Annotated in this window: 23 protein-coding genes; 15 read left to right on the top strand and 8 right to left on the bottom strand. The window is 68.4% G+C overall.

The genetic code is table 11. From position 1 onward, the window contains the following. Positions 1-8: 8 nt before the first annotated feature. The 7 genes from lepA to recO all read left to right on the top strand — a co-directional run bounded on the left by lepA (position 9) and on the right by recO (position 5891). The gene (gene lepA, locus V3391_RS05685) at positions 9-1805 is read left to right on the top strand and encodes a translation elongation factor 4 (protein ID WP_332077719.1); all 1797 of its coding nucleotides are present in this window, start codon (positions 9-11) and stop codon (positions 1803-1805) included. Positions 1806-1865: 60 nt separating this feature from the next. Continuing rightward, the gene (gene lepB, locus V3391_RS05680) at positions 1866-2660 is read left to right on the top strand and encodes a signal peptidase I (protein WP_332077432.1); all 795 of its coding nucleotides are present in this window, start codon (positions 1866-1868) and stop codon (positions 2658-2660) included. A gap of 28 nt (positions 2661-2688) precedes the next feature. Further along, positions 2689-3069 (top strand): DUF4845 domain-containing protein, encoded by a 381-nt coding sequence (locus V3391_RS05675; RefSeq protein WP_332077431.1) that lies wholly within the window; start codon positions 2689-2691, stop codon positions 3067-3069. Then, a complete protein-coding gene (gene rnc / locus V3391_RS05670; RefSeq protein WP_332077718.1) occupies positions 3053-3736 on the top strand; it encodes a ribonuclease III in 684 nt (227 codons plus the stop codon). The genes V3391_RS05675 and rnc overlap by 17 nt, the downstream gene beginning before the upstream one ends. A gap of 66 nt (positions 3737-3802) precedes the next feature. After that, complete coding sequence (era, locus tag V3391_RS05665; RefSeq protein WP_332077430.1) at positions 3803-4708, top strand: GTPase Era; 906 nt, start codon at positions 3803-3805, stop codon at positions 4706-4708. Positions 4709-4721: 13 nt separating this feature from the next. Beyond that, positions 4722-5159, top strand: a complete 438-nt coding sequence (locus V3391_RS05660) for a GFA family protein (protein WP_332077428.1) — start codon at positions 4722-4724, stop codon at positions 5157-5159. Positions 5160-5174: 15 nt separating this feature from the next. Further along, complete coding sequence (recO, locus tag V3391_RS05655; protein WP_332077427.1) at positions 5175-5891, top strand: DNA repair protein RecO; 717 nt, start codon at positions 5175-5177, stop codon at positions 5889-5891. A gap of 3 nt (positions 5892-5894) precedes the next feature. Here recO and V3391_RS05650 read toward each other — a convergent pair whose 3' ends face one another. After that, positions 5895-6635 carry a response regulator transcription factor gene (locus V3391_RS05650; RefSeq protein WP_332077426.1) on the bottom strand — a complete coding sequence of 247 codons (741 nt, stop codon included), beginning with the start codon at positions 6633-6635 and terminating at the stop codon, positions 5895-5897. 32 nt (positions 6636-6667) lie between these two features. On the opposite strand from V3391_RS05650, the gene V3391_RS05645 reads away from it, so the two are divergent. From V3391_RS05645 to V3391_RS05615, 7 genes are all read left to right on the top strand, one after another. Beyond that, positions 6668-8695, top strand: a complete 2028-nt coding sequence (locus V3391_RS05645; RefSeq protein ID WP_332077425.1) for an AsmA family protein — start codon at positions 6668-6670, stop codon at positions 8693-8695. 32 nt (positions 8696-8727) lie between these two features. Beyond that, the gene (locus tag V3391_RS05640; RefSeq protein ID WP_332077424.1) at positions 8728-9327 is read left to right on the top strand and encodes a YdbL family probable chaperone protein; all 600 of its coding nucleotides are present in this window, start codon (positions 8728-8730) and stop codon (positions 9325-9327) included. Between the two features lie 118 nt (positions 9328-9445). Continuing rightward, positions 9446-10783 (top strand): 23S rRNA (uracil(1939)-C(5))-methyltransferase RlmD, encoded by a 1338-nt coding sequence (gene rlmD / locus V3391_RS05635; protein WP_332077423.1) that lies wholly within the window; start codon positions 9446-9448, stop codon positions 10781-10783. A gap of 7 nt (positions 10784-10790) precedes the next feature. After that, positions 10791-11294 carry a CYTH domain-containing protein gene (locus V3391_RS05630; RefSeq protein ID WP_332077422.1) on the top strand — a complete coding sequence of 168 codons (504 nt, stop codon included), beginning with the start codon at positions 10791-10793 and terminating at the stop codon, positions 11292-11294. A 22-nt stretch (positions 11295-11316) separates the two neighbouring features. Further along, entirely contained in the window at positions 11317-11463 is a 147-nt protein-coding gene (locus V3391_RS05625) for a hypothetical protein (RefSeq protein ID WP_332077421.1), read from the top strand. 88 nt (positions 11464-11551) lie between these two features. Continuing rightward, positions 11552-12538, top strand: a complete 987-nt coding sequence (gene nagZ, locus V3391_RS05620) for a beta-N-acetylhexosaminidase (protein WP_332077717.1) — start codon at positions 11552-11554, stop codon at positions 12536-12538. Next, positions 12535-13095, top strand: coding sequence for a hypoxanthine-guanine phosphoribosyltransferase (locus V3391_RS05615; protein ID WP_332077420.1), 561 nt, complete (start codon positions 12535-12537; stop codon positions 13093-13095). The genes nagZ and V3391_RS05615 overlap by 4 nt, the downstream gene beginning before the upstream one ends. A 329-nt stretch (positions 13096-13424) precedes the next feature. Here the strand turns inward: V3391_RS05615 and V3391_RS05610 are convergent, their stop codons facing one another. Further along, positions 13425-16397, bottom strand: coding sequence for a TonB-dependent receptor (locus V3391_RS05610; protein ID WP_332077716.1), 2973 nt, complete (start codon positions 16395-16397; stop codon positions 13425-13427). A gap of 455 nt (positions 16398-16852) precedes the next feature. Between V3391_RS05610 and V3391_RS05605 the strand changes: the two genes are divergently transcribed. Beyond that, on the top strand, positions 16853-17608 hold the full coding sequence (locus V3391_RS05605; RefSeq protein ID WP_332077419.1) for an S-methyl-5'-thioinosine phosphorylase: 756 nt from the start codon (positions 16853-16855) through the stop codon (positions 17606-17608). Positions 17609-17664: 56 nt separating this feature from the next. On the opposite strand, the gene V3391_RS05600 is transcribed toward V3391_RS05605, so the two are convergent. Genes V3391_RS05600 through V3391_RS05575 form a run of 6 tightly spaced genes read right to left on the bottom strand, consistent with a single transcriptional unit; the run spans position 17665 to position 26268 of the window. Then, complete coding sequence (locus V3391_RS05600) at positions 17665-18381, bottom strand: response regulator transcription factor (RefSeq protein ID WP_332077418.1); 717 nt, start codon at positions 18379-18381, stop codon at positions 17665-17667. Further along, positions 18374-21073 carry a sensor histidine kinase KdpD gene (locus V3391_RS05595; RefSeq protein WP_332077417.1) on the bottom strand — a complete coding sequence of 900 codons (2700 nt, stop codon included), beginning with the start codon at positions 21071-21073 and terminating at the stop codon, positions 18374-18376. The genes V3391_RS05600 and V3391_RS05595 overlap by 8 nt, the downstream gene beginning before the upstream one ends. 4 nt (positions 21074-21077) lie before the next feature. Next, on the bottom strand, positions 21078-21701 hold the full coding sequence (kdpC, locus tag V3391_RS05590; RefSeq protein WP_332077416.1) for a potassium-transporting ATPase subunit KdpC: 624 nt from the start codon (positions 21699-21701) through the stop codon (positions 21078-21080). Between the two features lie 10 nt (positions 21702-21711). After that, entirely contained in the window at positions 21712-23778 is a 2067-nt protein-coding gene (gene kdpB / locus V3391_RS05585) for a potassium-transporting ATPase subunit KdpB (protein WP_332077415.1), read from the bottom strand. Beyond that, positions 23775-25523 (bottom strand): potassium-transporting ATPase subunit KdpA, encoded by a 1749-nt coding sequence (kdpA, locus tag V3391_RS05580; protein ID WP_332077414.1) that lies wholly within the window; start codon positions 25521-25523, stop codon positions 23775-23777. The genes kdpB and kdpA overlap by 4 nt, the downstream gene beginning before the upstream one ends. A 37-nt stretch (positions 25524-25560) precedes the next feature. Further along, complete coding sequence (locus tag V3391_RS05575) at positions 25561-26268, bottom strand: TorF family putative porin (protein WP_332077413.1); 708 nt, start codon at positions 26266-26268, stop codon at positions 25561-25563. Positions 26269-26310 lie beyond the last annotated feature (42 nt).

Genomic DNA, 26310 nt, shown 5'->3' with positions numbered 1-26310 from the left:
ACGATCCGATGCGGAACATCCGCAACTTCTCCATCATCGCCCACGTCGACCACGGCAAGTCGACGCTCGCCGATCGCATCATCCAGATCTGTGGCGGCCTCCAGGCGCGCGAGATGGAAGCGCAGGTGCTCGACTCGAATCCGATCGAGCGCGAGCGCGGCATCACGATCAAGGCGCAGTCTGTGTCGCTGCCGTACAAGGCGCGCGACGGGCAGACCTACCATCTGAACTTCATCGACACGCCCGGGCACGTCGACTTCTCCTACGAGGTCAGCCGCTCGCTGGCCGCGTGCGAAGGCGCGCTGCTGGTCGTCGACGCGGCGCAGGGCGTGGAAGCGCAGTCGGTCGCCAACTGCTACACGGCGATCGAGCAGGGTCTGGAAGTGATTCCGGTGCTCAACAAGATCGACCTGCCGACGGCCGACATAGAAAAGGCCAAGGCCGAGATCGAAGCGGTGATCGGCATCGATGCCGAAGACGCCGTCGCGGTGAGCGCCAAGACCGGCCTCAACGTGGAGGAGGTACTCGAGGCGATCGTGCATCGCATCCCGCCGCCGAAGCCGCGCGATACCGATCGCCTGCAGGCGCTGATCATCGACTCCTGGTTCGACAACTATCTGGGCGTGGTGTCGCTGGTGCGCGTGATGCAGGGCGAGATCACGCCCAAGAGCAAGATCCTGGTGATGTCGACCGGACGCACGCACGACGTCGACAAGGTCGGCGTGTTCACGCCCAAGCGCAAAGAACTGCCGGCACTGCGCGCGGGCGAGGTGGGCTGGATCACCGCGTCGATCAAGGACGTCCATGGCGCGCCGGTCGGCGACACGCTGACCCTGGCCGCGAAGCCCGCCGAGACGCCGCTCGCCGGTTTCCAGGAAATGCAGCCGCGCGTGTTCGCGGGCCTGTTTCCGGTCAATGCCGAGGATTTCCCGGATCTGCGCGAAGCGCTGGACAAGTTGCGCCTCAACGATGCCGCGCTGCGCTTCGAACCGGAAAGTTCGGAAGCCATGGGCTTCGGTTTCCGCTGCGGCTTTCTCGGCATGCTGCACATGGAAATCGTGCAGGAACGTCTGGAACGCGAGTACGACCTCGACCTGATCAGCACCGCGCCGACGGTGATCTACGAGGTGCTCAAGACCGACGGCGAGGTCATGCCGCTGGACAACCCGGCCAAGTTGCCGCAGGCGAACCTGATCCAGGAAGTGCGCGAGCCCATCATCCGCGCCAACATCCTCACGCCCGAGGCCTACATCGGCGCGATCATCAAGCTCTGCGAAGACAAGCGCGGCATGCAGATTGGCATCCAGTACCTCGCCAGCCAGGTGCAGATCAGCTACGAACTGCCGATGGCCGAGGTGGTGCTCGACTTCTTCGACAAGCTGAAATCCGCCAGCCGCGGCTACGCCTCGCTGGATTATCACTTCGTGCGTTTCGACGCCGGCCCGTTCGTGCGCGTGGACACGCTGATCAACGGCGACAAGGTCGACGCGCTGTCGCTGATCGTGCATCGCAGCCACGCCGATCGCCGCGGCCGCGAGCTGACCGAGAAGATGAAGGATCTGATTCCGCGCCAGCAGTTCGACGTGGCCATCCAGGCCGCGATCGGCGCCCAGGTCATCGCCCGCACGACGGTCAAGGCGCTGCGCAAGAACGTGCTGGCCAAGTGTTACGGCGGCGACATCTCGCGCAAGAAGAAGCTTCTGGAAAAGCAGAAGGAAGGCAAGAAGCGCATGAAGCAGGTCGGCCGCGTGGAGATCCCGCAGGAAGCCTTCCTGGCGGTGCTGAGCACGTCGCGCGAGTCCTGATTCGTGTTTTCATAGCGGCGGCCCAGCGCGGCCGTCCGATCCCGTGTCCGAGGATGCTGCATGAAATGGTTTGAGACCGCTCTGGTCGTGCTGACGCTGCTCACCGGCATCATCTGGCTGCTCGACAAGCTGGTGCTGGCCAAGGCGCGCGCGCGCCGCGCCGGACTGCTCGAGGAGAAGGAACCGATCGTCGTCGACTACGCGAAGGCATTCTTCCCGGTGCTGTTCGTTGTACTGATTCTGCGCAGCTTCGTCTCCGAGCCGTTCCGCATTCCGTCCAGCTCGATGATGCCGACCCTGCTGATCGGCGATTTCATCCTCGTCAACAAGTTCGCCTACGGCATCCGTCTGCCGATCACCAACCAGAAGATCATCGACATCGGTGAACCGGTGCGTGGTGACGTGGTGGTGTTCCGCCCGCCCCAGCATCCCGACCAGGACTGGATCAAGCGTGTGATCGGCCTGCCGGGCGACACGGTCGAGTTCCGAGACAACCAGGTGTTCGTCAACGGCACCCCGTTCGAGTACCAGCGCGTGGGCACCTACGAGGGCGTGGGCCGCGGCGCGGAGATGACCGGCGCCTCGCTCATGACCGAGCAGATGCCCGGCCGCAGCCACCAGATCCTGCACATCGACCAGGCCGCGCCCTTCCATCTGGGCGAGGGCACGTTCCACGTGCCGCAGGGCCATTATTTCGTCATGGGCGACAACCGCGACCGCAGCGATGACGGGCGCTTCTGGGGTACGCTTCCCGAGACCCAACTGCGCGGCAAGGCGTTCCTGATCTGGATGAACGTCGACACCGCCGCGCCGGGCTGGGTCGACTGGGGAAGGATCGGTCAGGGCATCAAGTGACCAACGGCATCGGCTCGAGGGGACGTCCATGAAACGCACGCAACGCGGCATTACCCTGCTTGGATTCATCATCGTCCTGGCAGTCGTCGGCTTCTTCGCCTATGTCGGTATGAAGCTGTTTCCGATGTATTCGGAGTACTACAGCGTCAAGGCCGCGCTCAAGGGGCTGGCCAGCGAGCCGGGCACCGCCGCGTCCGACCCGGCCCGCATCCAGGACCTGTTCTTCCGCCGGCTGTACATCAGCTACTCGGAGAACGTGAAGCCCGAGAACGTGAAGATCCGCCGTGCCGACAACGGCTGGCAGATGGACGTGCAGTACGAAGTGCGTCGTCCACTGGTGTTCAACCTCGACGTCGTGGGCAAGTTCCACGCGACCCAGGCGCTGACCCGTGGTGGCGACGGAATTTGACCGTCAGCAGGGTCGGTTCGCCGGGCACGTCTTCCGTGATCCCGAGCTGCTGATCCAGGCGCTGACGCATCGCAGTGCCGGCGCCCCGCACAACGAACGTCTGGAGTTCCTCGGCGACGCCGTGCTCGGCGCGCTGGTCGCCGAGTCGCTCTACGCCCGCTGGCCGAATGCCGACGAAGGCACGTTGACGCGTGCCCGCGCGGAACTGGTGCGCGAGTCCTCGCTGGCCGCGGTCGCGCGCGAACTCGATCTCGGCGCGCGGCTGGTGTTGGGCCCGGGTGAACTCAAGTCCGGCGGCCACCGGCGCGACTCGATCCTGTCCGACGCGCTCGAAGCGGTGATCGCGGCGGTCTATCTCGACGCGGGTCTCGACACCTGCCGCGAGGTGGTGTTGCCGCTGTTCGAGAAGACCATGGTCGCGCTGGCCAGCGGCCGCGTTTCCAAGGACGCCAAGACACGTCTGCAGGAATGGCTGCAGGGGCGGCAGAAGGCACTTCCGGTGTACGAGCTGCTGTCGGAAAGTGGCGAGGAGCATGCCAAGACCTTCCTCGTGCGCTGCGCGCTCAACGATGCCGGTCTGGCCGCCGAGGGGCAGGGCAGTTCGCGCCGTGCGGCCGAACAGCAGGCCGCCGAAGCGGTCATGGGCCTGCTCGAAGCGCCGGGCTGAGCCGCGCGCAACGCCCTTCAGAACGCTGCCTGCGTCGTGCCACCGGCATTTCCGTAGAATGCGGACATGACCGAACCCCACACCACGCCCCACCATGCCGGCTACGTCGCCGTCATCGGCCGACCCAATGTCGGCAAGTCCACCCTGGTCAATGCCCTCGTCGGCGCCAAGGTGAGCATCGTCTCCAACCGTCCGCAGACCACGCGCCATCGTCTGCTCGGCATCGCGACGTTCCCGGAAGGCCAGCTGCTGCTGGTCGACACCCCCGGTATCCATCACGAGCAGAAGCGCGCGATGAACCGGATCATGAACCGCGCGGCGCGCGGCGCGCTGGAAGGCGTCGACGTGGCGCTGCTGGTCGTCGTCGCCGGCCGCTGGGACGACGAGGACAGCCTGGCGTTCGACACGCTGCACGAGGCCGGCGTGCCGGTGGTGCTGGTCGTCAACCAGGTCGACAAGATCAAGGACAAGACGCTGCTGCTGCCGTATCTGCAGAAGGTGACCGAAGGCCGTGACTTCGCCGGCGTCGTGCCGCTGTCGGCGCTCAAGCGCAAGGGTCTCGAACAGTTGAAGTCGACCGTGCTGCCGCTGGTGCCGGAGCAGGACGCACTCTTCGCCGAAGACGAGATCACCGACAAGAGCCAGCGCTTTCTGGCCGGTGAACTGGTGCGCGAGCAGCTGATGCGCCAGCTCGGCAACGAGCTGCCGTATGCGACCACGGTCGAGATCGAAAGCTTCGCCCTCGATGGCCGGATGCTGCGCATCGGCGCGGTGATCTGGGTGGAGCGCGAGGGCCAGAAGGCCATCGTCATCGGCAAGGCCGGCAGCCGGCTCAAGGACATGAGCACCAAGGCGCGCATGGGCATGGAGCGTCTGTTCGACGCCAAGGTGTTCCTGGAAACCTGGGTGCGCGTGCGTGAGGGCTGGTCCGACGACGAGGCGGCGCTCAAGGCGCTCGGTTACGGCGAGTAGGAGGGGCGCGCGCATGAGCGGATCCATCGACAGCGCCGACCGTCTGCACGGGCACTGCCTGTGCGGCGGCGTCACGCTCAGCGTGCCGGCGACGACGCACGCCGTACACGCCTGCCACTGCGGCGCGTGCCGTCGCTGGCACGGCGGTCCCGCGATGGTGCTGCAGGCCGGCGACGATGTGCGCATCGAAACCGGCGATGCGCTGGTGCGCCGGTTCGCATCGTCGGACTGGGCCGAGCGCGCGTTCTGCAGCGCCTGCGGCAGCAGCCTGTTTTTTCTCAGCACCGGCGACGGCCAGCACTTCGTGGCCGCCGGTCTGTTCGATGCGATTCCCGGTGCGCGGTTCGAAGCCGAAATCTTCATCGACGCCAAACCCCATTGGTATGCGCTGACAGGCTCGGACGAGCAGTTGACCGGCGAGGCGTTCCTGGCCCGGATCGGCGCCGGCTGACGCCGCGGGCCGACCGTGCACATCGAGGACCAGCCCGCGTTCGTGCTGCATGCACGGCCCTGGCGCGAAACCAGTCTGCTGGTCGAAGTGCTGACCCTGGATCACGGCCGTCTGGGCCTGGTTGCACGTGGCGTACAGGGGCCGAAGAAGCATGTGCTCCGCGCCGCGCTGCAGCCGCTGCAGCACATCCGCCTGACCGCGGTGCTGCGCGGCGAACTCGCCCAGCTGCGGTCCGCGGAATCGCTGGATGCCGCGCCCCGGCTCACCGGCGATGCCATGCTCGCCGGCTTCTACATCAACGAACTGGTGCTGCGGCTCGCACCGCGACAGGATCCCGCGCCCGAACTCTACGAAGCATTCGCGGATGTGCGACAGCGGCTGGCGCTCGACGGACTGGCGTGGACGCTGCGCCGGTTCGAGCGCGATCTGCTCGACGCGATCGGTCTGGGTTTCGCCTTCGATAGCGACGGCGACGGCCAGGAGATCGAGCCGGCGGCGCGGTATCGACTCGATCCCGAACATGGTCCGCGTCGTCTGCAGCGCGACGGCGAGGCGGCGGATCGCAGCGCCGCGGCCACCGGACATGCCTTGCTGGCGCTGGCGGCCGACATCGCCCCGGAAGCGGCCGACATGGCCAGCCTGCGGCGCGCACTGCGTGCGGTGCTGTCGCATCACCTCGGCTCGCGTGGGCTGAAATCCTGGGAGCTGGCCGCGAACTTGTCGCGGCGCTGAGACTCAGGCGTTCGCCAGCGCGTTGGCGCTCGTGCGGGTGGCGTCGAGTGTGTCGAGGAAAGCCTTCAGCGCGCTCGTCGAGGTCGGATCGACGTGCAGCGTTCGCGCCGCCAGTCCGAGGCGCTCGGCGCCGACGAAGCCGCAGCCCGCGCGCAGGCGATGCAGGTCGTTGCGGATCGCATGCGCGTCGCCCGCCGTGGCCGCCGCCGTGATCCGGGCGCGTGTGCCGTCGAGCTCACCGACGAACAGTTCGCGCAGGCCGCGCACGTTGCGGCTGTCGCCGCCCACCGCGGCCAGTGCGGTCTCGCCATTCCACAGGGGCGCCTCGCCACTGCGTCGCGCGTCGGGCAACGGCAACAGGGGCGGGGCAGGCCGCGCGCCTCCGCGCCGGACCAAGACCCGACGGATCGCGCCCAGCCAGGCGTCGGCGGCCACCGGCTTGCTGACCGCGATCGCGAACCCTTCGGCGCGCAAGGCGTCGAGCTCGCGGCGTTCGCGCGCGGCGGTGTGGGCGATCGCAGGCGTCGTCCGACCGTCCGCACGCAGGCGGGCGAGCAGGGCGCTGCCGGTGCCATCGGGCAGGTTGGCGTCGATCAGCCAGGCGTCGTAGGCGTTCACCGTGGCCAGTGCGTAGGCCGCTTCCACAGAGTCGGCAATGTCGACCTCGGCAGGCAGTGCGGCACTCGCGGCTTGCAGGAAACTGCGGCTTGTGGGGTCGTCCTCGACCAGCAGCAATCGATTCATCGCGTCCTCGATGTCGCGGGTATCCTGCGGCGATGCCGCGTCCCGTCCTGTCGATCCTACCCCTGTTTCTCGCCTGTGTGCCGATCGCGGTGCAGGCGCAGTCGATCCAGGCCCGGATTTCGAAGGTCGAGGCGGCCGGCGCGACACTGCGCGATGTCCGCCTGATGCTGGACTGGCCGGTCGATGCGCCGGACGGCCGGCTGCGTCTGCGGGCCGGCGACATCGACGCCGGCGCGCTGGGCTGGCACTTCGAGGGTGTCGACTGGCGCTGCCCGCTGCGCCGCGAGACCGTGGGCGGCGACACGCGCTGGCGCTGCGACGGCCCGCTGCGCGCGGGGCAGGGCGCGCCCTTGCAGCTGTCGCTGGTGCTGGACGCGGCCACCACGACGGCCACGCTGACGGGCGGAGACGCGCGTGTCGGCCTGTCGCGCACAGCGGCCGCGCCCGACGCCACCCGGATCGATCTGCGACGCGTACCCGCCGCCTGGATCGAAGCGCTGGTCCGCGCGGGCTGGGCGTCGGCGCGGTTGACCGGGGGCACGCTGGACGGCGACGTCCGGATCACGGCACCGGACGATCGGCCGATGCGCGTGGACGCCGATCTCGCGATCGCCGGGCTGGCGCTGGAGACCGACGACGGCAGCATCGCCGCAGGCGATGTCGATGGCGATCTCGAGGTGCGCCTGACGCTGCCGGACGACGCCTTGCAGGCGCGCGTCGATGGCCGCCTGCGCGGCGGCGAACTGCTATTCGGCAACGCCTATGTGTCGTTGCCGGAAACGCCGGTCGGCATCGGCGTCGACATGATCCGCGTCGGCGAAGGCGACTGGGCGCTGCCGCGTTTGCAGTGGCGCGACGGCGACGCCTTGCGCGTCGACGGCCACGCGCGCCTGACGCCCGACTTCGGCATCGGTGCACTCGCGCTCACGCTGGCCAGCGACGACACCACGGCGCTGCCGGCCCGCTATCTGTCCGGTTGGTTGGGCCCGGCCGGCGTGCCGGGTCTGTCGCTGTCGGGCGGCTTTCGTGCCGGGCTCGAACTCAAGGGCGCGACGCTGCGCAAGGCCGATGTCGCATTGCGCCGTCTCGACATCGGCGACGCCGGCGGCCGCTTCCGGCTTGATCGGCTGGACGGCGCGGTGCGCTACTCGGCGTCGGACCCCGTGCGCAGCGCATTCGCCTGGCGCGGGGGCGCGCTGTACGGCATGCCCTTCGATGCGGCGGCGTGGAGTCTGGAAAGCGGCGCCGGCCTGTTGCGCCTGCGCGAGCCGGTCGCGTTCTCGTTCCTCGGAGGCGAGATCGGCTTCGAATCGCTGCAGTTGCAGCCACCCGCGGACGAGACCGGACTGCGGATGCAGACCGAATTGCGCCTCGATGCGCTCGACATCGGCGTGCTCGCGAAATCGCTGGACTGGCCGGCGTTCGAAGGCACGCTCGCAGGTCGCATTCCGACGGTGCGCTACGCCGACAATCGCATCGACTTCGATGGCGGCCTGTCGATGGAGCTGTTCGACGGTCGTATCGACGTGTCGTCACTGGCGATCGAGCGGCCGTTCGGCGTGCTGCCGACGGTCACCGGCGATCTCGCGTTGTCGGCACTCGATCTGCACGCGCTGACCGGCGTGTTCGGCTTCGGCAGCATCGAGGGCAGACTCCACGGGCGGATCGACGGCCTGCGCCTGGTGGACTGGAACGCGACCGCGTTCGATGCCGAACTGCACACCGAGGCCGCGCGCGGGGTGCGCCAGCGCATCAGCCAGCGCGCGGTGCAGGACATCTCCAGCGTCGGCGACGCCTCGTTCGTGACCACATTGCAGGGCCGGGCGATCGCGCTGTTCGACGACTTCGGCTATCGCGGCATCGGCATCTCGTGCCGCCTGCGCAATGCGGTCTGCCGGATGGGTGGCCTGCGTTCAGAGGGCAACGCCTTTACTATCGTCGAAGGCGCCGGCCTGCCGCGACTCGACGTCGTGGGATTCAATCGCGACGTCGATTGGCCCACCCTCGTCGAGCGCCTGGCAGCCGCCGCGGGCGGTGACGTCGCGCCGGTGATCGAATGACCGGCGTTCGAATTTCTGACAGGAGAGTGTCGATGGCGCGTTGGATGGGTTTGCCGGCCGTGGCCGCACTGGCGTTGACCGCCTGCGTGACGATCAATGTGTATTTTCCCGCCGCCGAAGCGAAGGAAGCGGCGCGCGAGTTCGTCGAGAACGTGATCGGCGACCAGGCGCCCGCCACCGACACGCCGCCTGCGACGGTGCCGGGCGGCGGCATGGCCCAGACCTCGACGCGGTTCGATCCCTGGATGCTGATCGGCATCGGCAGCGCGCAGGCGCAGACGCCCGACATCAGCATCCGCACGCCCGCGATCCAGGCGATCCAAACGCGCATGGAGCAGCGCTTCAACGGCACGCTGCGTCCGCATTTCGATTCCGGCGCGCTGGGCTTCGGCGGCAACGGCTCGATCGTCGTGCGCGATGCCTCGCAGCTGCCGATCAAGGATCGCGTCGCGGTGAACTCGGCCGTCGCCGACGACAACCGCGATCGCCAGGCGGTGTACCGCGAGATCGCGGTCGCGAACGGGCATCCCGAGTGGGAATCGCAGATCCGCGACGTGTTCGCGCGCCAGTGGATCTCGAGCGCGCGCGCCGGCTGGTGGTACCAGCAGGGTGGGAGCTGGACGCAGAAATAAGGCGCATCGGGGATGCGTGCGAAGGCCGCCTGCGGGCGGTCTTCTGCGTTCCGGGCCGGGCAGTCCGCGCGCCGCTTCTGCGACAATGTGCGGCCCTTCTGCCCGCAGCCTTCGCCACGTGGCCCGTAAACGTCTCGATCAGACCCCCTTCGAGGTCGATGTCCTCAACCTCACCCACGACGGCCGCGGCGTCGCGCGTTTGCCGGACGGCAAGGCGCTGTTCGTCACCGGCGCGCTGCCGGGTGAGCAGGTCGTCGCCCAGCGCTTCGCGCGCTCGCGCAGTTTCGACGAGGCGGTGACGCTCGAGGTGCTGCGCGCGTCCGAACACCGGATCACGCCGCGCTGTCCGCATTTCGGCACGTGCGGCGGCTGCGTACTGCAGCATCTCGATGCCGAGCAGCAGATCATCGCCAAGGACCGCGTGTTGCGCGAGAACTTCGAGCGCATCGGCCACGTCACGCCCAAGCGCTGGATGGCGCCGCTCGTCGACCACGCCTGGGGCTATCGCCGCAAGGGCCGGTTCTCGGTCAAGCGGGTGGAGAAGAAGGACAAGACGCTGGTGGGCTTCCGCGAGCGCGATCCGCGCTTCGTCGCCGAGTTGCAGGAGTGCCACACGGTCATCCCACCGATCGCCGCGATCATTCCCGCGCTGGCACAGCTGATCGACGGCATGGACGCGCGCAGCACGCTGCCGCAGATCGAGTTCATCGCCGGCGATCCGCGCCCCGAATTCGACGGGATCGCGCTGGTGTTCCGTCATCTGCAGCCGCTGATCGAAGCCGATGTGGCCGCGCTGCTCGCGTTCGGTCAGCAGCATCGCATGGCGATCTTCCTGCAGCCCGGCGGCAATGACAGCGTGCATGCGCTGTGGCCCGAGGCACCGGAGTTGTCGTTCCGGCTCGAAGACTGGGACATCGAACTCAAGTTCCGTCCGCTGGATTTCATCCAGGTCAATGCCGGGCTCAACCGCACGATGATCGCGCGCACGCTCGAACTGCTCGACGTGCAGCCCGACGACCGCGTGCTCGATCTGTTCTGTGGACTCGGCAATTTCACCCTGCCGCTGGCGCGCCGCGTGCGCGAGGTGGTCGGCGTGGAAGGCGAGGGCGGACTGGTGGCGCGGGCCAAGGAAAACGCGGCCCACAACGGGCTGGCGAACGCCCAGTTCCACGCGGCCGATCTCACCCAGGACCAGCGCAGCGCGTCGTGGATGCGTCAGGGGTTCGACAAGCTGCTGCTCGATCCGCCGCGCTCCGGCGCGATCGACGTGCTGCGCCAGCTGCCGTTAGAGCGCTTCAAGCGCATCGTCTACGTCAGCTGCCATCCGGCATCGCTGGCGCGTGATGCGGGTTATCTGGTCAACGAACGCGGCTGGACGCTGGCCGATGCCGGGGTCATGGACATGTTCCCGCAGACCGCGCACGTCGAATCCATCGCCCTGTTCGAGAAGCGCTGAGCACCGCATGGGCATCGAGATCGAGCGCAAGTTTCTCGTCACGACCGACGCCTGGCGCGCGGCCGCGCATGCGGTCGTGCCGATGGCGCAGGGCTATCTCAACGACGCCGCGTCGATCGCCAGCGGCGCGCAGAACGCGTCGGTGCGCGTGCGGATCGAGGGCGATGTCGCGTTCCTCAACATCAAGTCGCGCGAGGCCGGCACCACGCGGCAGGAGTTCGAGCTGCCGCTGCCGGTCGACGATGCGCACGCGTTGCTGAAGCTGTGCGTCGGCGGTCTGGTCGAGAAGCGCCGGCACCTCGTGCGTCATGGCGCGCATCTGTGGGAAGTCGACGAGTTCCTCGGCGACAACGCCGGCCTCGTGGTCGCCGAGATCGAACTGGGCGCCGCCGACGAAGTCTTCGCGCATCCCGACTGGCTCGGCGCCGAGGTCACCGCGCATCGGCGCTACTTCAATCTCGCGCTCGCCGCGCGGCCGTTCTCGCACTGGGACGCTGCGGAACGCGGCTGAGGTCTTCGCGCGCATCCGCGCGGTGCCGACCTGCGTCATCGACGGACGGCTGGCAGTGCAGGGCTCGCAACCCCCCGACGCGATGGCCGATGCCGTGCGCCAGGCGCTTGGCAGCGCTGCACTGACGCCTGCGTCCGCGCCGGCCTGCGGTCCGTCGGGCTGCGACTGAACACGCCGCGTCGCCTGACGGCAGACGCGTCCGCATCTGCGACAATGCCCGTCCGCGCCATGGGGCGTGTTCGATGGAGAAGTCCGCAATGCTCGTGATCGGCGTCGCCGGCACCGAACTTACCGCACAGGAACGCGACTGGCTGCAGCACGATGCCTGCGCCGGCGTGATCCTGTTCAAGCGCAACTTCGCCTCGCGCGCGCAGATCGCCGAGCTGTCCGCCGCGATCCGTGCCGCCGCGCCGCGTCCGCAGCTGGTCTGCGTGGACCAGGAAGGCGGCCGCGTGCAGCGCTTCCAGGACGGCTATTCGGAACTGCCGTCACTGGCCGGTTTCGGTGCGCAGTACCTCGCCGATCCCGATGCCGCGATGGCAGCCTCGCGTGCGCATGCGCGCCTGATGGCGCAGGAAGTGCGCGCCAGTGGAGTCGACCTGAGCTTCGCGCCGGTGGTCGACGTCGGTCATGGCAATCTCGCGATCGGCGATCGGTCGTTCTCCGAAGATCCGCGAATCGTCGCCGCGCTCACGCGCGCCTATGTCGAAGGCATGCACGAAGCCGGCATGGCCGCGACGCTCAAGCACTTCCCGGGTCATGGCTCGGTGCGCGAGGACACGCATTTCGACGACGCGGTCGACGACCGCAGTCTCGACGCGATCCGCGCGCACGATCTTGTGCCGTTCGTGGCCGGTATCGATGCCGGCGCCGACGCGGTGATGCTCGCGCACGTGGTCTACCCGCAGGTCGCGCCCGAGCCGGCCGGCTATTCGCCGCTGTGGATCAACACGATCCTGCGCGAGCAGATGGGCTTCCGTGGCGTGGTGTTTTCCGACGACATCGGCATGGCCGCGGCGTTCTCCGCAGGCGGCATCAAGTCGCGCGTCGATGCGCATCTCGATGCCGGTTGCGACGTCGTCCTCGTCTGCCACCCGGAACTCGTCGCCGAATCGCTGGCAGCGGTAGAAGGCCGTACGCTCAACACCATGGCGCTGACCGGCCTGATCGGACGCGGTCCGCTCGGCTGGGACGGCGCGCTCGCCGGCGACGCATCCGCCCCCCGCACCGGAGACATCGCATGAACGTCCCACGCCTCGACGACGTGATCGACACCGCCGACCTGCTGTTCGATCGCGACGCGCTCGAAGACGCCATCGAAGCGATGGCCGAGGAGATCGCCGACGAATACGGCGACGACGACGTGCCGCCGGTCTACATCACGATCATGCATGGCGGCATGCCGTTCGCCGCGCAGCTCGCATTCGCGATCGGCGAGAACGAGGTTGACCTCGAGTTCGACTATCTGCACGCCACCCGTTACCGCGGCAACACCACCGGCTCGGGCCTTGCCTGGCTGCATCGTCCTGCGACCCCGCTGCAGGGACGCCGCGTGCTGCTTGTGGACGACATCCTCGACGAAGGCCACACCCTCAAGGCCGTGCGCCAGTGGGTCGAAGACCAGGGCGCGACCGACGTCCGCGTCGCCGTGCTCGCGGTCAAGGTGCACGACCGTGGCGTGGATGGTGTCGAAGCCGATTACGTCGGCGTCGAAGTGCCGGATCGGTATGTGTTCGGCTACGGCATGGATTTCCACGAGCAGGGGCGCAATCTGCCCGGGATCTACGCGCTCGCGGAGTAGGACGTGGCAACGCTGTGCTCGCACTTCGGCACCGTCCGCTCTGGCGCCCTCGATTGTCTGGCTCCGGCCGGGTTCTTCTGCGTTCTCGCGGCTGACGAGTTGGCGGAACGCTGCTCGGTTGCGTACGTCCGAATTCTCGATGGCCCAAGCCCGGTTTTTCAGACTGCCTTGCCAGTCGAGATGTCTTGAGTAAAGGGCCGTCGCACGCATTCGCAACCCACGTCGGTTTTGCGCGCCAGATACGCCTGTACGACCGGCTCGCCATCATCGGACAAAGAAAATCCGGCCCCTCGCGGGGCCGGATTCGTTGACGCGAGCGAGAACGTGGATCAGTAGTCGTAACGCAGGGTCAGACGCACCGTGCGCGGCGACTGGTAGTTCACATCATTCAGATAGTTCGGACTGATGTTGTCGCGCGACTGCTCCTTGAACTCGTTGTACTCGGTGACCTTGTCGTTGTTGAACAGGTTGAACACGTCGACCTTGAAGCGCAGCCGGTTGTCGGCCCAGTTCGGCACGTACGCGGCACTCAGGTCGAACGTCCACGCCCACGGCGTGCGTCCCTCGTCGCCACGCTGACGCAGTTCGCGGACGCCTGCGTCATTGAGGCAATAGAAGCTCGAGCCCGAGTAGGGGGTCAGTGTGCCGAGGTCAGGCTGGGCGATGCCCTCGAGCGGGATGTAGCCCTGACAGTTGACGGGACGGCCGGACTGCACGATCAGGTTGCCACCAAGCTGCCATTCCGGCGTGAGCCTGTAGGCACCGAACAGCTTGAGCGAGTGGAGTCGATCGTTCGGTGTCGGACCGTAGGTGCCGTCGGTGAACAGCGGATGGTCGAAGTCCTGGGTCAGACCGGCGTCTTCCTGCTCGAGCGTGGAGTTGACGTAACCCTCCACATTGCCGCGCGTCTTGGAGATCGTGTACGAGCCCTGCAGGTTGAACCGCTCGCCCGTGCGTTCCCAGAAGAGCTCCAAGGCGCTGTAGTTGCGCTTGTAGCGCGGCAGTCCGAGATAGGAGGCAGGCAATGTCGCCAGCTCGAGCGTGCCATCGCCGTCGAGGTCGACGTTGAGGATGGCGTCTTCGCCCGGATTGACGAAGTAGCAGCTCGGCACCGAGCCCGGATCGAAATCGTCGAAGCCGTTGTCGTCAGCCCATTCGATCCACGGATTGGTCTGGCAGGTGTCGTCCATACCCGACTTCACCTGGCGCCGCGTGGCGCGGATGCCCGCCATCCAGTTCTCATTGAGCTGCAGCTGTCCACCCAGGATCAGTTCGTCCTGGTACATCGGCGACAGGTTGGTGGACGCGACCGATGCGGGGTTGGGCGCCACGAGCGAGCCGTTGGTCTGGGTCTGGCCGATCTGCGCACCCTGGCCCACGGGACGACCATCGGCTTCGTTCCAGCCGGTGACGTAGTACCAGTTGGACACGGTCGATTCCGCGCCCGTCGCACGGATGCTCGAGTTGGTGGCCACCGGAATGTAATAGCGACCGAGCGTACCGAACACTTTCAGGCTGGCATCGCCGTTCGCATCCCACGAGAAGCCCAGGCGCGGTGCGATCTCGTAATCCGATTCGACCCACGCGATACCGTCACCGTTCCTGCTCTCGAACTTCTCGCCGCGCAGGCCGATGTACGCCAGGAAGTTGTCGGTGATCTGCCAGTTGTCTTCGACGTAGATGGCGCTGTTGATGTTCTCGTAACTGGAGCTGCTGCTCTGGAAGTCGCGCGAACGCGCATACCGTGCGCCGCGCGGTACCAGCGTGCCGTTCACCGTGCGCCCCGGCTGACCTGCGAATGCGCCCGTCGCCACGGCATTGTTGGGCACCAGGTAGTAAGCCCAGTTGATGCCGCCGGCGTACGTCAGGCCGCGATGGCTGGAGTCGTAGCTGTCGTGATCGACGCCGAACCGCACGCGGTGATCGCCGAGAATCCATTCGGCATCCACGCGGAACGCCTTGCGGACATCCTCGTCCGGCGGTGCGTCGGCGTCGGGCACCGTGCTGATGGTGCCGGGATTGCAGCCGATGTAACGCTCGAGCGTGCCGGTCGTCAGGCCGAAGCTGTACGCCCAAGGGCACTCGGATCCCGCGCCCGCCGCGGGCAGCCGTGACGAGATGAGGTTGCTCAGATAACCGAACTGCGTGGACACCGTGAAGTTGTCGGTGAAGTAACCCGTGTACTTGAGGATGCCCACCTTGCCACCGGTTTCGACCTCGTACTGGTCGGTCGGCAACTCGTGGCGTCCGACGTTGTAGCGTTCGTCGCCGTTGGCATCCAGGTCGTTCTCGAAGGTGTTGTACTTGGTCTTGGCCTGGTTGTAGATGCCGGTGAATTCGAGCAGGTTGCGGTCGCTGATGTACCAGTCCAGCTTCAGGATGCCCTGCGGACTGGTGTTGCGCGTACGCTGGCTGGTGAGGGCGCTATAGGTATCGAACGTATCGCTGCGACCTTCCGCGAGGGCGAAGAAGAACAGCCGGTCCTTGACGATCGGTCCGCTGGCATAAGCCGAGTACACCGTGCTGTCCGACTCGTTGTCGCTGCGATACTGGTACAGCGGGTTCGGTGCATCCGGATCGCGCTGCTGTACGTTCCGGCCGTCGGAACGGCCCCAGTCGGGCGCCCATTCGACGCTGCCGCCGTAATGCCAGTCGTTCGAACCGGACTTGGTCACGATGCTGATGATGCCGCCCAGCGACCGCCCGTACTCGGCACCGTAGCCGCCGGTCTTCACCTGCTGCTGCGCGATGCTCTGGAACGGCGTGTCCGCGAACGACAGGAACGTGCGCATGTTGGTCACGTCGAAGCCGTTGATGTAGTAACCGTTCTCCGCGACGGACGAACCGCCGAACGACGCGAGATTGCCGCCACCCAGGCCGGTGTCGCCACGTACGGTGCCGGGTGCGAGCAACGCCACCGAGGACACGTCACTGGCGACCGGCAACGAGATCAGCTGCTCCGCGGTGAAGACCGAGTTGGATTCCACCGACGACACGTCGATCGGATTGAAGGCACGTGTTCCGGTGACGTTGACCCTGCCCAGGTCGGTCGTTCCACCACCGAACACGACCTGCGAGCCGCCGCCGATCTTGACCTCGACTTCCCGTCGCTGGCCGTCCGTGGTGACCACGTAGGTGCCGGACGGCAACTGGCTGAAGGTGAAGCGTCCGTCGGCGCCGGCCGTGCTCGTCCGGCTCAAGCCCGTTTGTGGATTCTGGATCGTGATGGTCGCGCCCGGCTGTCCGTTGCCGAAGATGGAACCCACTGCACTCTGCGCCTGCACGCCACCCGCGACACACATACCCAGCGCGATGCTGAGGGCACTGAACCTGATGTTTCTGGACAGCAGACGATTGACTCGACGAGTCGCCATGTTCGGTCTTCCCGCTAGATGGATGTTCATGCCGCCCGGTGATCCGGGTCGGTCCCCGCCTGTTGCCGCCGCCTGGGCGGTTATCGACCGCTCCACCCAGCGCCCCTGAACGAATTAGTAACAACAGGTTTTTCGGATACTAGTCGAATTCGAGCTTGTGTAAAGAGTCTGTAGTCAAGTGCTGATAGGCATTTCCCTTGTCAGGAAATTCCGTCTGTTCATGTAGCCTCCCTGCCAGGCGCGATGACATGAGGCCCATGACCGTCAATGCGCCGTATGTGTTCATGCGCACTGCCGCAGCGGCGCGATGGCAGGGTCCGTGACCGATCAGGGCGGATGGCCGAGAATGGCGAACCGCTTCCGTCATCCCCGCGAGAACCCTCATGCACCTCGACATCGATCTGGCCGTCATCGGCGGCACCGGCCTCTATCAGCTGGCCGACCTGCAGGATGTGGAGCCGCATCAGCCGGTTACGCGCTATGGCGCGTTGTCGGGTCCGGTGCGGGTGGGCACGCTCGACGGCAAGCGCGTCGCGTTTCTGGCGCGGCATGGCGAGGGGCATTCGGTCCCGCCGCACCGGGTGAACTACCGGGCCAATCTGTCGGCGCTGCAGGCGCTGGGTGCGACGCGGGTGCTGGCGCTCAACACTGTCGGCGGCATCACCGAGCGGTTCGGGCCGCGCGTGCTGGCGTGCCCGGACCAGTTGATCGATTACACATGGGGCCGCGTGTCGACCTATTGCGAGGAAGAGGGCACAGACGTGCTGCACGTCGACTTCGGCGATCCCTACACGCCGGTGCTGCGCAAGCGCGTGCTCGAGGCGGCCGCGTCCGCCGGGGTGACGCTGGTCGACGGCGGTTGCTACGGGGCGACGCAGGGGCCGCGGCTGGAGACGCGTGCGGAAATCGCGCGCATGCGCCGGGACGGCTGCGATCTGGTCGGCATGACCGGGATGCCGGAAGCCGGGCTCGCGCGCGAACTGGGGCTCGATTACGCGTGCCTGGCGATCGTCGCCAACTGGGCAGCCGGCGCAGGCCCGCAGGTGGACGAGGTGATCACGTTCGAGGATGTGCTCGACAACGTCGCGGCCGCATCGTCGGGCATTCCGTCATTGCTGCGCGCGATGCTCGCGGGATGACCGGGCGGCGCTTCGTCCGCGCGTGATCCGCAATTCCCCGCACCGGCGGGGCGTTTTCATGCGCGACGTTCGGCCTCGATGAAGCGCAGCCCCACGCCAGGTTCCGTCGCGATGTAACGGGGCTGCGCGGCGTCGTCGCCGAGTTTCTGGCGCAGTTTGCCGACCAGGATGCGCACGTAATGCGCGTCGCCGGTGTGGGTCGGGCCCCAGATCTCGCGCAGCAGCTGCGGCTGGGTGATCACGCGGCCGGCGTTGCGCAGCAGCAGCGACAGCAGGGCGAACTCCTTGCGCGACAGTGCGAGTGCGGCGCCGTCGAGGCTCGCCTCGCGCCGGGCGAGATCGACACGCAGATGCCCGTCGTCGAACACCGGCGGTGCATCCGGCGCCTGCGTCTGCTGTCGCAGCAGGGCGCGCACGCGCGCCATCAGTTCCTGCGTGCCGAAGGGTTTGGTCACGTAGTCGTTCGCGCCGGCGTCGAGCGCGGCGACCTTGCCGCTCTCGTCGCTGCGCACCGATAGCATCACCACCGGCACCTGCGACCAGTCGCGGATCGCGCGCAACACCGCGTGGCCGTCCATGTCTGGCAGGCCAATGTCGAGTACCACGAGGTCGGCGCCGTCGCGCGCGAGCACCTCCAGCGCCTGCGTGCCGGTCTCGGCCAACGCGACCTGCCAGCCCTGCGCGCGCAGGCTGATGTCGAGGAACCGGCGGATCTGCGGCTCGTCGTCGACGACCAGGATGCGCGCGGCGGTGGCGGGCGTCGTCTCAGTCATAAGGGTCGTCGCGCTCGGGTCCGTTCGGGTGCTGCATCGGCAGCTCGATGCGGATCAGCGTACCCGCGCCGCCGGGTCCGCGCAGCGCCGACACCGCGCCGCCGTGCGCGCCGATCATGCCCTGGCAGATCGTCAGGCCCAGGCCGGTGCCGGTGCGGCCGCGATCGCCGCGTTCGACGCTGTAGAACATGTCGAAGATCCGGCTGCGTTCGTCCTCGGGAATGCCCGGGCCGGCGTCGAGGACGTCGATGCGCAGCCACGCACGCGTATCGCCTGGGTCGGGCGCGGATATCGCGCGCGCTTCGACGTGGATCGGCGCGTCCGGCGGCGAGAACTTCGCCGCGTTCTCCAGCACGTTGAACAGCGCCTGCTCGACCAGCGCCGGATGCACCCAGACCGGCGCCAGCTCCGGGGCGATGTCGAGCTCGATCTGCTGCGCGGGCTGGTAGCGACGCAGGCGCCCGGTGGCCGCACCGACCAGTTCGTCGACGCCGATCCAGTCGCGGTTGAGGGTGAGGCCGTCGTGGCCGAGCCGGGTCATGTCGAGCAGGTTCTGGATGTAACGGTCGAGCCGTTCGCCTTCGAGCACGATGGTATCGAGCAGGGCGTGGCGATCGGCGGCGTCCATCGATTCGCCGTAGCCGACCAGACTGCTGGCCGAGCCGATCATCGAGGCCAGTGGCGAGCGCAGGTCGTGCGAGACCGACGACAGCAGCGCCGAGCGCAGGCGTTCGGTTTCGCCGCCGACGCGCGCGGCTTCGAGATCGGCGACCAGCCGCGCGCGCGACGCGGCCTGGGCGATGTCGTCGAGCATGGCCTGCACCAGACGACGTTCTTCGAGCCCGGGCCGCGCGGCGTCGTCGGACGGGCGCAGCGCGGCGACGCCATGCAGCGTCTCGCCGTCGCGCACGGGCAGCAGCCACCAGCGCGATGCGGACAGGGTGTCGGTGAAGCGGCCCGCGGGCTGGCCGTGGCGTCGCACCCAGTCGCTCGCCGCGGCGTCGACATCGACCGGTTTCGACACGTCGCCACCGGGCTGGCCGATGTCGAGCCAGGCCGGCACACCGAGTACGCGTGTGAGCGCGAGGCGGCCCGCGGCGGCCACCTGGCCGAGATCGGCGGCGCCGGCCAGATCACGGCCCAGCGCCTGCAGACCGGTCGCATGCGTGTTGGCGGCGCGCAGCGCGAGTACCTGCTGGCGCAATCGCGACGCCAGCCGCCCGGCGATCAGCGCGGCCGCGAGAAACAGCACCACGGTCACCAGGCCGCGATGGGTGGCGACGTCGAACGTGAAACGCGGCTCGATGAAGAAGTAGTTGTAACCGCCGAAGCAGAGCACCGCGGTCAGTACGGCGGTGGCCATGCGCGTGCGCGCGGCCACCAGCACCACCGCGACGATGAACACCATCGACAGGTCTTCGAGCCCGAGCAGATGCTGCGCGGTCCAGCCGATGCCGCTGGCCGCGGCAGTAGCGGCCAGCGCGAATGCGCCTTCGCGCAGCAGATCGCCGTCGGCACGCAGCCGCTGCGCGCGTCGCGCCCGCGCGCGGGCGCCGGGCGTGCCGATGATGACCAGTTCGTAATGCGCGCCCTGCTGCAGCAGGCGTTGCGTCAGCGTGCGGTTGAACATGCGCGCGACCGGACGCTCGCGCGTGCGGCCGACCACGATCGACGAGGCGGCGCTGCGCTCGGCGTGGTCGAGCAGGGTGGCGGCGATCTGGTGGCCGTGCAGCAGTTCGGTCGACGCGCCGAGGCTGCGTGCGAGGGCGAACGCGCGGTCGAGTTCCAGTTGCCGTGCTTCGTCCGGCGGACGGCCGGTCTGTACGGTGACCACCGTCCACGGTGCATCGCGGCGTTCGGCGATGCGGCGCCCGGCGCGCACCAGATACTCCGACGCGCCGAGCCCGTCGATCGCGACCAGCACCTGCCGGCGCAGCGGAATGCCCGGCAAACCGCGCGCGGCCTGCGATTCGCGCAGATCCGCATCCACGCGATCGGCTGCGGCCTGCATCGCCAGTTCGCGCAGCGCGGCGAGATTCGACGGCGAGAAGAACGCCTGCAGCGCCTGCGCCGCCTGGTCGGGCAGGTAGACCTTGCCGGCGTTGAGCCGCTCGATGAGTTCGCGCGGCGGCAGATCGACCAGACGGATGTCGCGCAGCCGGTCGAACACCGCATCGGGCACGGTCTCGGTGACGCGCACCCCGGTGATCGCGAAGACCACGTCGTTGAGGCTTTCCAGATGCTGGACGTTGACCGTCGTGAACACATCGATGCCCGCGTCGAGCAGATCGATGACGTCCTGCCAGCGTCGTTCGTGACGACTGCCCGGCGCGTTGCGGTGGGCGAGCTCGTCGACCAGCACCAGCGACGGCCGGCGCGCCAGCACCGCGTCGACGTCGAAGGCGTCGAGCATGCGACGCGTGCCATCGGCGGCGGTATGCGGGAGGCGCCGGCGCGGCAGCTGCTCGAGACCGTCGAGCATCGCCGCGGTCTCGGCGCGGCCGTGGGTCTCGACGACGCCGACCAGCACGTCGCGCCCCTGGGCCTGCAGTTCGCGCGCACGCGCCAGCATCGTCCAGGTCTTGCCGACGCCGGGCGCCGCGCCGAGAAAGACCGTCAGCCGCCCCGGGCCGGCATCACGCGCGGCATCGGCGAGCAGGGCATCGGCGCGGGCATCGCGATCGGCGGGCATGGGCCTATTCTGCGCCTCGCGTGGCGTCGGCCGCATCGAGTGCGAGATTGAGTGCGAGCACGTCGACGCGCGCCGCGCCGAGCACGCCCAAGGTTGGTCCCTGCGTGTGCGCACCGACCAGCGCCCGGACCTGCGCGGGATCGAGACGACGCGCTGCCGCAACGCGCGCGATCTGCACGCGCGCGGCGTCGGGCGAGATGTGCGGGTCGACGCCGCTGCCGGAGCGCGTGGCCAGATCGGCCGGCACATCGGCGATGTCGATGCCGTCGCGCGCCGCGATCTCCGCGCGGGTATCCGCGATGGTCTGCAGCAGTTCGGGATTGCTGCGCGCCTGGTTGCTGCCGGCCATCGCCATCGGGTCGAAGCCGGCCGCCGACGGCCGTGGGATGAAGTAGCGCGCATCGGCGAAGGGCTGCGCGACCAGCGCGGAGCCGACGATGCGGCCGTCGCGTTCGACCAGGCTGCCCTGCGCCTGCGCCGGGAACAGCAAGCGGCCGAGGCCAGTCGCGACCAGGGCGTAGGCGAGGCCGGCGCACAACAGGGTGAGCAAGGCGAGCATCAACGCAGGGCGCAGCGTGCCGGCATCGGGTGCGGCGGGTCTGTGGACGGTGGATTCTCTGGACGACATGACGGGCTCCTCAGGGGCCGACGCTGGCGGCCAGCGCCAGGTCGATGAGCTTGATGGCGACGAAGGGCAGCAGCACGCCGCCGACGCCGTAGACGAGCATGTTGCGGCGCAGCAGCGCAGTGGCACCGGCCGCGCGCACGCGTACGCCGCGCAGCGCGAGCGGAATCAGCATCGGAATCACCAGCGCGTTGAACACCAGTGCCGCGATCACCGCGTTGCGCGGACTCGACAGCTGCATGACGTCGAGCGCGGCGAGCGACGGCACCGAGGCGGCGAACAGCGCCGGCAGGATCGCGAAGTACTTCGACACGTCGTTGGCCAGCGAGAACGTGGTCAGCGCGCCGCGGGTGATCAGCTGCTGCTTGCCCACTTCGACCACGCGCAGCAGCTTGGCCGGATCGGAATCCAGATCGACCATGTTGCCGGCCTCCTTCGCCGCCTGCGTGCCGGAGTTCATCGCCAGGCCGACGTCGGCCTGGGCGAGCGCCGGCGCATCGTTGGTGCCGTCGCCGACCATCGCCACGAGGCGACCGCCGGCCTGTTCGGCGCGGATGCGCGCGAGCTTGTCCTCGGGCCGCGCTTCGGCGATGTAATCGTCGACACCGGCCTCGGCCGCGATGGCTGCGGCGGTGAGCGGGTTGTCGCCGGTGATCATCACCGTGCGCACGCCCATCGCCCGCAGCTGCGCGAACTTGTCGCGGATGCCGGTCTTCACCACGTCAGACAGTTCGACGACGCCGAGCACATGACGACCATCGGCGACGACCAGCGGCGTCGCACCGTTGCGCGCGACCTGTTCGACCCGGCCCCGCAGTTCCGCCGGCACCTCGCCGCCGAGCGCCTGCACGTGGGCGATGATCGCGTCCATCGCGCCTTTGCGGATCTGCCGCGTGCCGGTGCCGGCGGGCATGTCGACGCCGCTCATCCGCGTCTGCGCGGTGAAGGCCACGAAGTGCGCCTGCGCCGGTGCGTCGAGCGAGGCGCCGGGCCGCCGCGCGAGCGCGACGATGGACTTGCCCTCGGGCGTGGGGTCGGCCAGCGAGGCGAGCAGGGCGGCGTCGCGCAGCGCATCGGGATCGATGCCCGCGAGCGCATGCAGCGCGGTCGCCTGACGGTCGCCGTAGGTGATGGTGCCGGTCTTGTCGAGCAGCAGCACGTCGACGTCGCCGGCCACTTCGACCGCCTTGCCGGATTTCGCCAGCACGTTCGCCGACAGCGCCCGGTTCATGCCGGCGATGCCGATCGCCGGCAGCAGGCCGCCGATCGTGGTCGGAATCAGGCACACCAGCAGCGCGACCAGCAGCAGCGGATCGAGGCGCGCGCCGACGAAGCCCGCGATCGCCGGCAGCGTCAGCACGACGACGAGGAAGGTCAGCGTCATCGTGCCGAGCAGCAGGCCGAGCGCGATCTCGTTCGGCGTCTTCTGCCGGTTGGCGCCTTCGACGAGCGCGATCATGCGATCGAGAAAACTGTGGCCCGGCTCGACGGTCACCCGCACCACGATCTCGTCCGACAGCACCTTCGTGCCGCCGATCACGCCGGACCTGTCGGTGCCGGCCTCGCGCAGCACCGGTGCCGATTCGCCGGTGACGGCGGCCTCGTTGATCGTCGCCAGACCGCGCACGATTTCTCCGTCGGCGGGAACCAGCCCACCTTCGGAGATCACGACCAGATCGCCGGGCGCGAGATCGGTCGCGGCGACCTGCGTTTCGTCGCTGCCGGAGGCATCGCGGACGCGGCGTGCGACGAGATCCTTGCGCGCGCGTCGCAGCGAGGCGGCCTGCCCGCGACCGCGCGCTTCGGCCAGTGCCTCGGCGAAGTTCGCGAACAGCACCGTGATCGCGAGCAGCGCGGTGACCGTCCAGCCCATGGCGGGCGACGACGCGTGACCGGATGCGGTCAGCACCGCGGTCAACACGGTGCCCAGCCAGACCACGGCCATCACCGGATTGCGCAGCGCATGACGCGGCGAGAGTTTGCGGAACGCGTGGACCAGCGCGGCGCGCAGGATGGCCGCGTCGAACAGGCCGGGGTTGGTGCCGCGCGTCGGCGCGGCGGTGTCGGTGGCGGGATTCATCGGATCGATCCGGAGGTGGCCAGTGCGAGGTGTTCGGCAACGGGGCCGAGCACCAGCACCGGCATGAACTGGAGAAGGGTGAGGATCACGACGATCGCGACGAGGGTCAGTGCGAAGGTCGGCGTCTCGATGCGCAGCGTGCCGACGCTCTCAGGCGCGACGCGCTTGGCGGCAAGCAGCGCGGCGATCGCAAGCGGAATCACCAGCGCCGGATAGCGGCCCAGTGCGAGCAACGCAGTTGTCGACAGGTTCCACCACGCGCTCGCGTCGCCGAGACCTTCGAAGCCCGAGCCGTTGTTGGCGAACGCCGAGGCGTACTCGTAGAACACCTGGGACACGCCGTGGAATCCGGGATTCGAGGTGCCGGCGAGCGACGGCATCGCCAGCGTCGCCGCGGTCATGCCGAGCAGGGCGACCGGCTGCAGCAGCACCAGCACCGCCAGCAGTTTCACTTCGGGTGCTTCGATCTTGCGGCCGAAGAGTTCCGGCGTGCGTCCGGTCATCAGCCCCGCGACGAACACCGCGAGCAGCAGATAGACCAGGAACTGCTGCAGGCCGCAGCCGATGCCGCCCCAGATCGCGTTGACCAGCATGTTGGCCATCGCGACGAGGCCGGTCAGCGGCGCGGCAGAGTCGTGCATCATGTTGACCGAGCCGTTGTTGACCTGCGTGGTGAGCGCTGCCCACGCGGCGGATGCGTCCACGCCGAGACGGACTTCCTTGCCTTCCATCAGCGCGGACGCGCCACTCGCCGGGCCGTGCGCTTCCGTCCAGGTCGCGGCGCCTGCCGACAACAGCGACATCAGCAACATGCTGCCGAACACCAGCGCGGTGAATCGCCGGCGTCCGGTGAACGCGCTCACCATGAACACCACTGCCATCGGCAGCAGCACGATTGCGAGCATTTCCAGCAGGTTCGACAGCGGCGTCGGATTCTCCAGCGGCACCGCGCTGTTGGGGCCGTACCAGCCGCCGCCGTTGCTGCCGAGCTGCTTGGCCGCGACCATTGCCGCGACGGGACCGAGCGGGATCTTCTGCGACGCCATGCCGGCGCTGGCGTCGACGGGCGTCGCCTCCGGGCCGCCGGCGAGCGTCGACGGCACGCCCTGCGCGGTGAGCAGCAGCGACCACAACAGGCACAGCGGCAGCATCACGCGCACGGTGGGACGGATCACGTCGGCCCAGTAGTTGCCGATGTCGATGCGGTCGGCCGGCTTCGCAGGCGTCGCCGGCGAACCGTCTTCGCGTCGTGCCATGTCCTGCGGATTCGCGCGCCCGCCGAACAGGCCACGCAGGGTCGCGGCGACCAGCGCGAGCCCCATCATTGGCGTCACCACCTGCAGACCGACGATGCCGGCCATCTGCGCAAGATGCGACAGCTGCGCCTGGCCGGAGTAATGCTGCTGGTTGGTGTTGGTCAGGAACGACATCGCGGTGTGCAGCGCGAGATCCCAGCGCATGTTGGGCGCGCCGTTGGGATTGAGCGGCAGCCAGGCCTGGGTCATGAAGAGCAGTGTCGCGAGGGCGAGCAGGATCGCGTTGCTGGCGAGGAAGGCGAGGGCATAGGCCTTCCAGCCCATGCCGCGCGCCGGGTCGACGCCGAGCACGCGATACAGCGGACGTTCGATCCACGCGAACACGCGATCGCCGGGCGCCGCGCCGCCGCGGATCACCGCGGCGAGGTAGCGCCCGAGCGGCCACGCGAGTGCGATCGCGAGCGCAAGGGGAATGAGGAATTCAATCATGGGAAGGGCCGGTGGGAAGCGGACGAAGGAGGTCGGATCAGAACGCGGCCTGCAGCGCCGCTTCCACGCGTGCGCCGGCCCAGGGGCCGAAGACGCGTTGCGCGTCTCCGTCGGTGTCGTGCGCGGTCACGCGCAGTTCGAACGGCACGGCGAACGCCCACACGGCGCCGAGCTGCCAGTGCGTGTAGTCGTTGTCGCCGTTCGCGGTATCGAGCCGGTAATGACCGGCGGCGGCTTCGAGCCGGAACGTGTCGCCCAGCGGCAGGCGCGTGCCGAGCTGCGCGTAGTTACCCGTTGCATCGCTGGCGAGCGCGTCGTTCGAATGCCCGATCTGCAGCCAGTACCGGTCCTGCAGGGTCAGCGTCGCGTTGGCTTCGGTCCAGTCGAGATCGACCGTCGTATCGGGATAGCGGTAGTGCGTGAGGTTGACGTCGAGCGCCCAGGCGGCGGACAGCGCGCCGCTCCAGCCGGCGACCAGATCGAACTCGCTCGAGGCCTGCGTCTGCGGCGCGAACTCGACGCTCGACGCCCAGACCTGTGCGTACAGGCCGCTGTCACTCGCGACTTTCGCGCCGGCCTGCACGGCCGGGCGTTCGTTGCTCTGGCTGGTGCCGCGCCAGACGTAATCGGAGGTCAGCGCGGCCGTGCCGCTGACATCATGGGCCTGCGCCGCGGATGCGGTCAGCAGCGTGAGCAGGGCACAGGCGACGGCGTGCGGGCGTCGCGGACAGAACCGGGTGGACATCGTGGCATCCAGGGCGGAACCGTTCCGCCGATGCCGCGCATG

Source organism: Luteimonas flava, assembly GCF_036584485.1.
GTDB classification, from domain to species: Bacteria; Pseudomonadota; Gammaproteobacteria; order Xanthomonadales; family Xanthomonadaceae; genus Luteimonas; species Luteimonas flava.
Note: the sequence above shows the minus strand (reverse complement) of the source record. Positions and strands in the feature narration are given on the sequence as shown.

Coding starts and splice junctions, on each gene's coding strand:
- lepA (WP_332077719.1), top strand. CDS start 9: ATGCGGAACATCCGCAACTTCTCCATCATCGCCCACGTCGACCACGGC.
- lepB (WP_332077432.1), top strand. CDS start 1,866: ATGAAATGGTTTGAGACCGCTCTGGTCGTGCTGACGCTGCTCACCGGC.
- V3391_RS05675 (WP_332077431.1), top strand. CDS start 2,689: ATGAAACGCACGCAACGCGGCATTACCCTGCTTGGATTCATCATCGTC.
- era (WP_332077430.1), top strand. CDS start 3,803: ATGACCGAACCCCACACCACGCCCCACCATGCCGGCTACGTCGCCGTC.
- V3391_RS05660 (WP_332077428.1), top strand. CDS start 4,722: ATGAGCGGATCCATCGACAGCGCCGACCGTCTGCACGGGCACTGCCTG.
- V3391_RS05650 (WP_332077426.1), bottom strand. CDS start 6,635: ATGAATCGATTGCTGCTGGTCGAGGACGACCCCACAAGCCGCAGTTTC.
- V3391_RS05645 (WP_332077425.1), top strand. CDS start 6,668: ATGCCGCGTCCCGTCCTGTCGATCCTACCCCTGTTTCTCGCCTGTGTG.
- V3391_RS05640 (WP_332077424.1), top strand. CDS start 8,728: ATGGCGCGTTGGATGGGTTTGCCGGCCGTGGCCGCACTGGCGTTGACC.
- V3391_RS05630 (WP_332077422.1), top strand. CDS start 10,791: ATGGGCATCGAGATCGAGCGCAAGTTTCTCGTCACGACCGACGCCTGG.
- nagZ (WP_332077717.1), top strand. CDS start 11,552: ATGCTCGTGATCGGCGTCGCCGGCACCGAACTTACCGCACAGGAACGC.
- V3391_RS05615 (WP_332077420.1), top strand. CDS start 12,535: ATGAACGTCCCACGCCTCGACGACGTGATCGACACCGCCGACCTGCTG.
- V3391_RS05610 (WP_332077716.1), bottom strand. CDS start 16,397: ATGTGTGTCGCGGGTGGCGTGCAGGCGCAGAGTGCAGTGGGTTCCATC.
- V3391_RS05605 (WP_332077419.1), top strand. CDS start 16,853: ATGCACCTCGACATCGATCTGGCCGTCATCGGCGGCACCGGCCTCTAT.
- V3391_RS05600 (WP_332077418.1), bottom strand. CDS start 18,381: ATGACTGAGACGACGCCCGCCACCGCCGCGCGCATCCTGGTCGTCGAC.
- V3391_RS05595 (WP_332077417.1), bottom strand. CDS start 21,073: ATGCCCGCCGATCGCGATGCCCGCGCCGATGCCCTGCTCGCCGATGCC.
- kdpC (WP_332077416.1), bottom strand. CDS start 21,701: ATGTCGTCCAGAGAATCCACCGTCCACAGACCCGCCGCACCCGATGCC.
- kdpB (WP_332077415.1), bottom strand. CDS start 23,778: ATGAATCCCGCCACCGACACCGCCGCGCCGACGCGCGGCACCAACCCC.
- kdpA (WP_332077414.1), bottom strand. CDS start 25,523: ATGATTGAATTCCTCATTCCCCTTGCGCTCGCGATCGCACTCGCGTGG.
- V3391_RS05575 (WP_332077413.1), bottom strand. CDS start 26,268: ATGTCCACCCGGTTCTGTCCGCGACGCCCGCACGCCGTCGCCTGTGCC.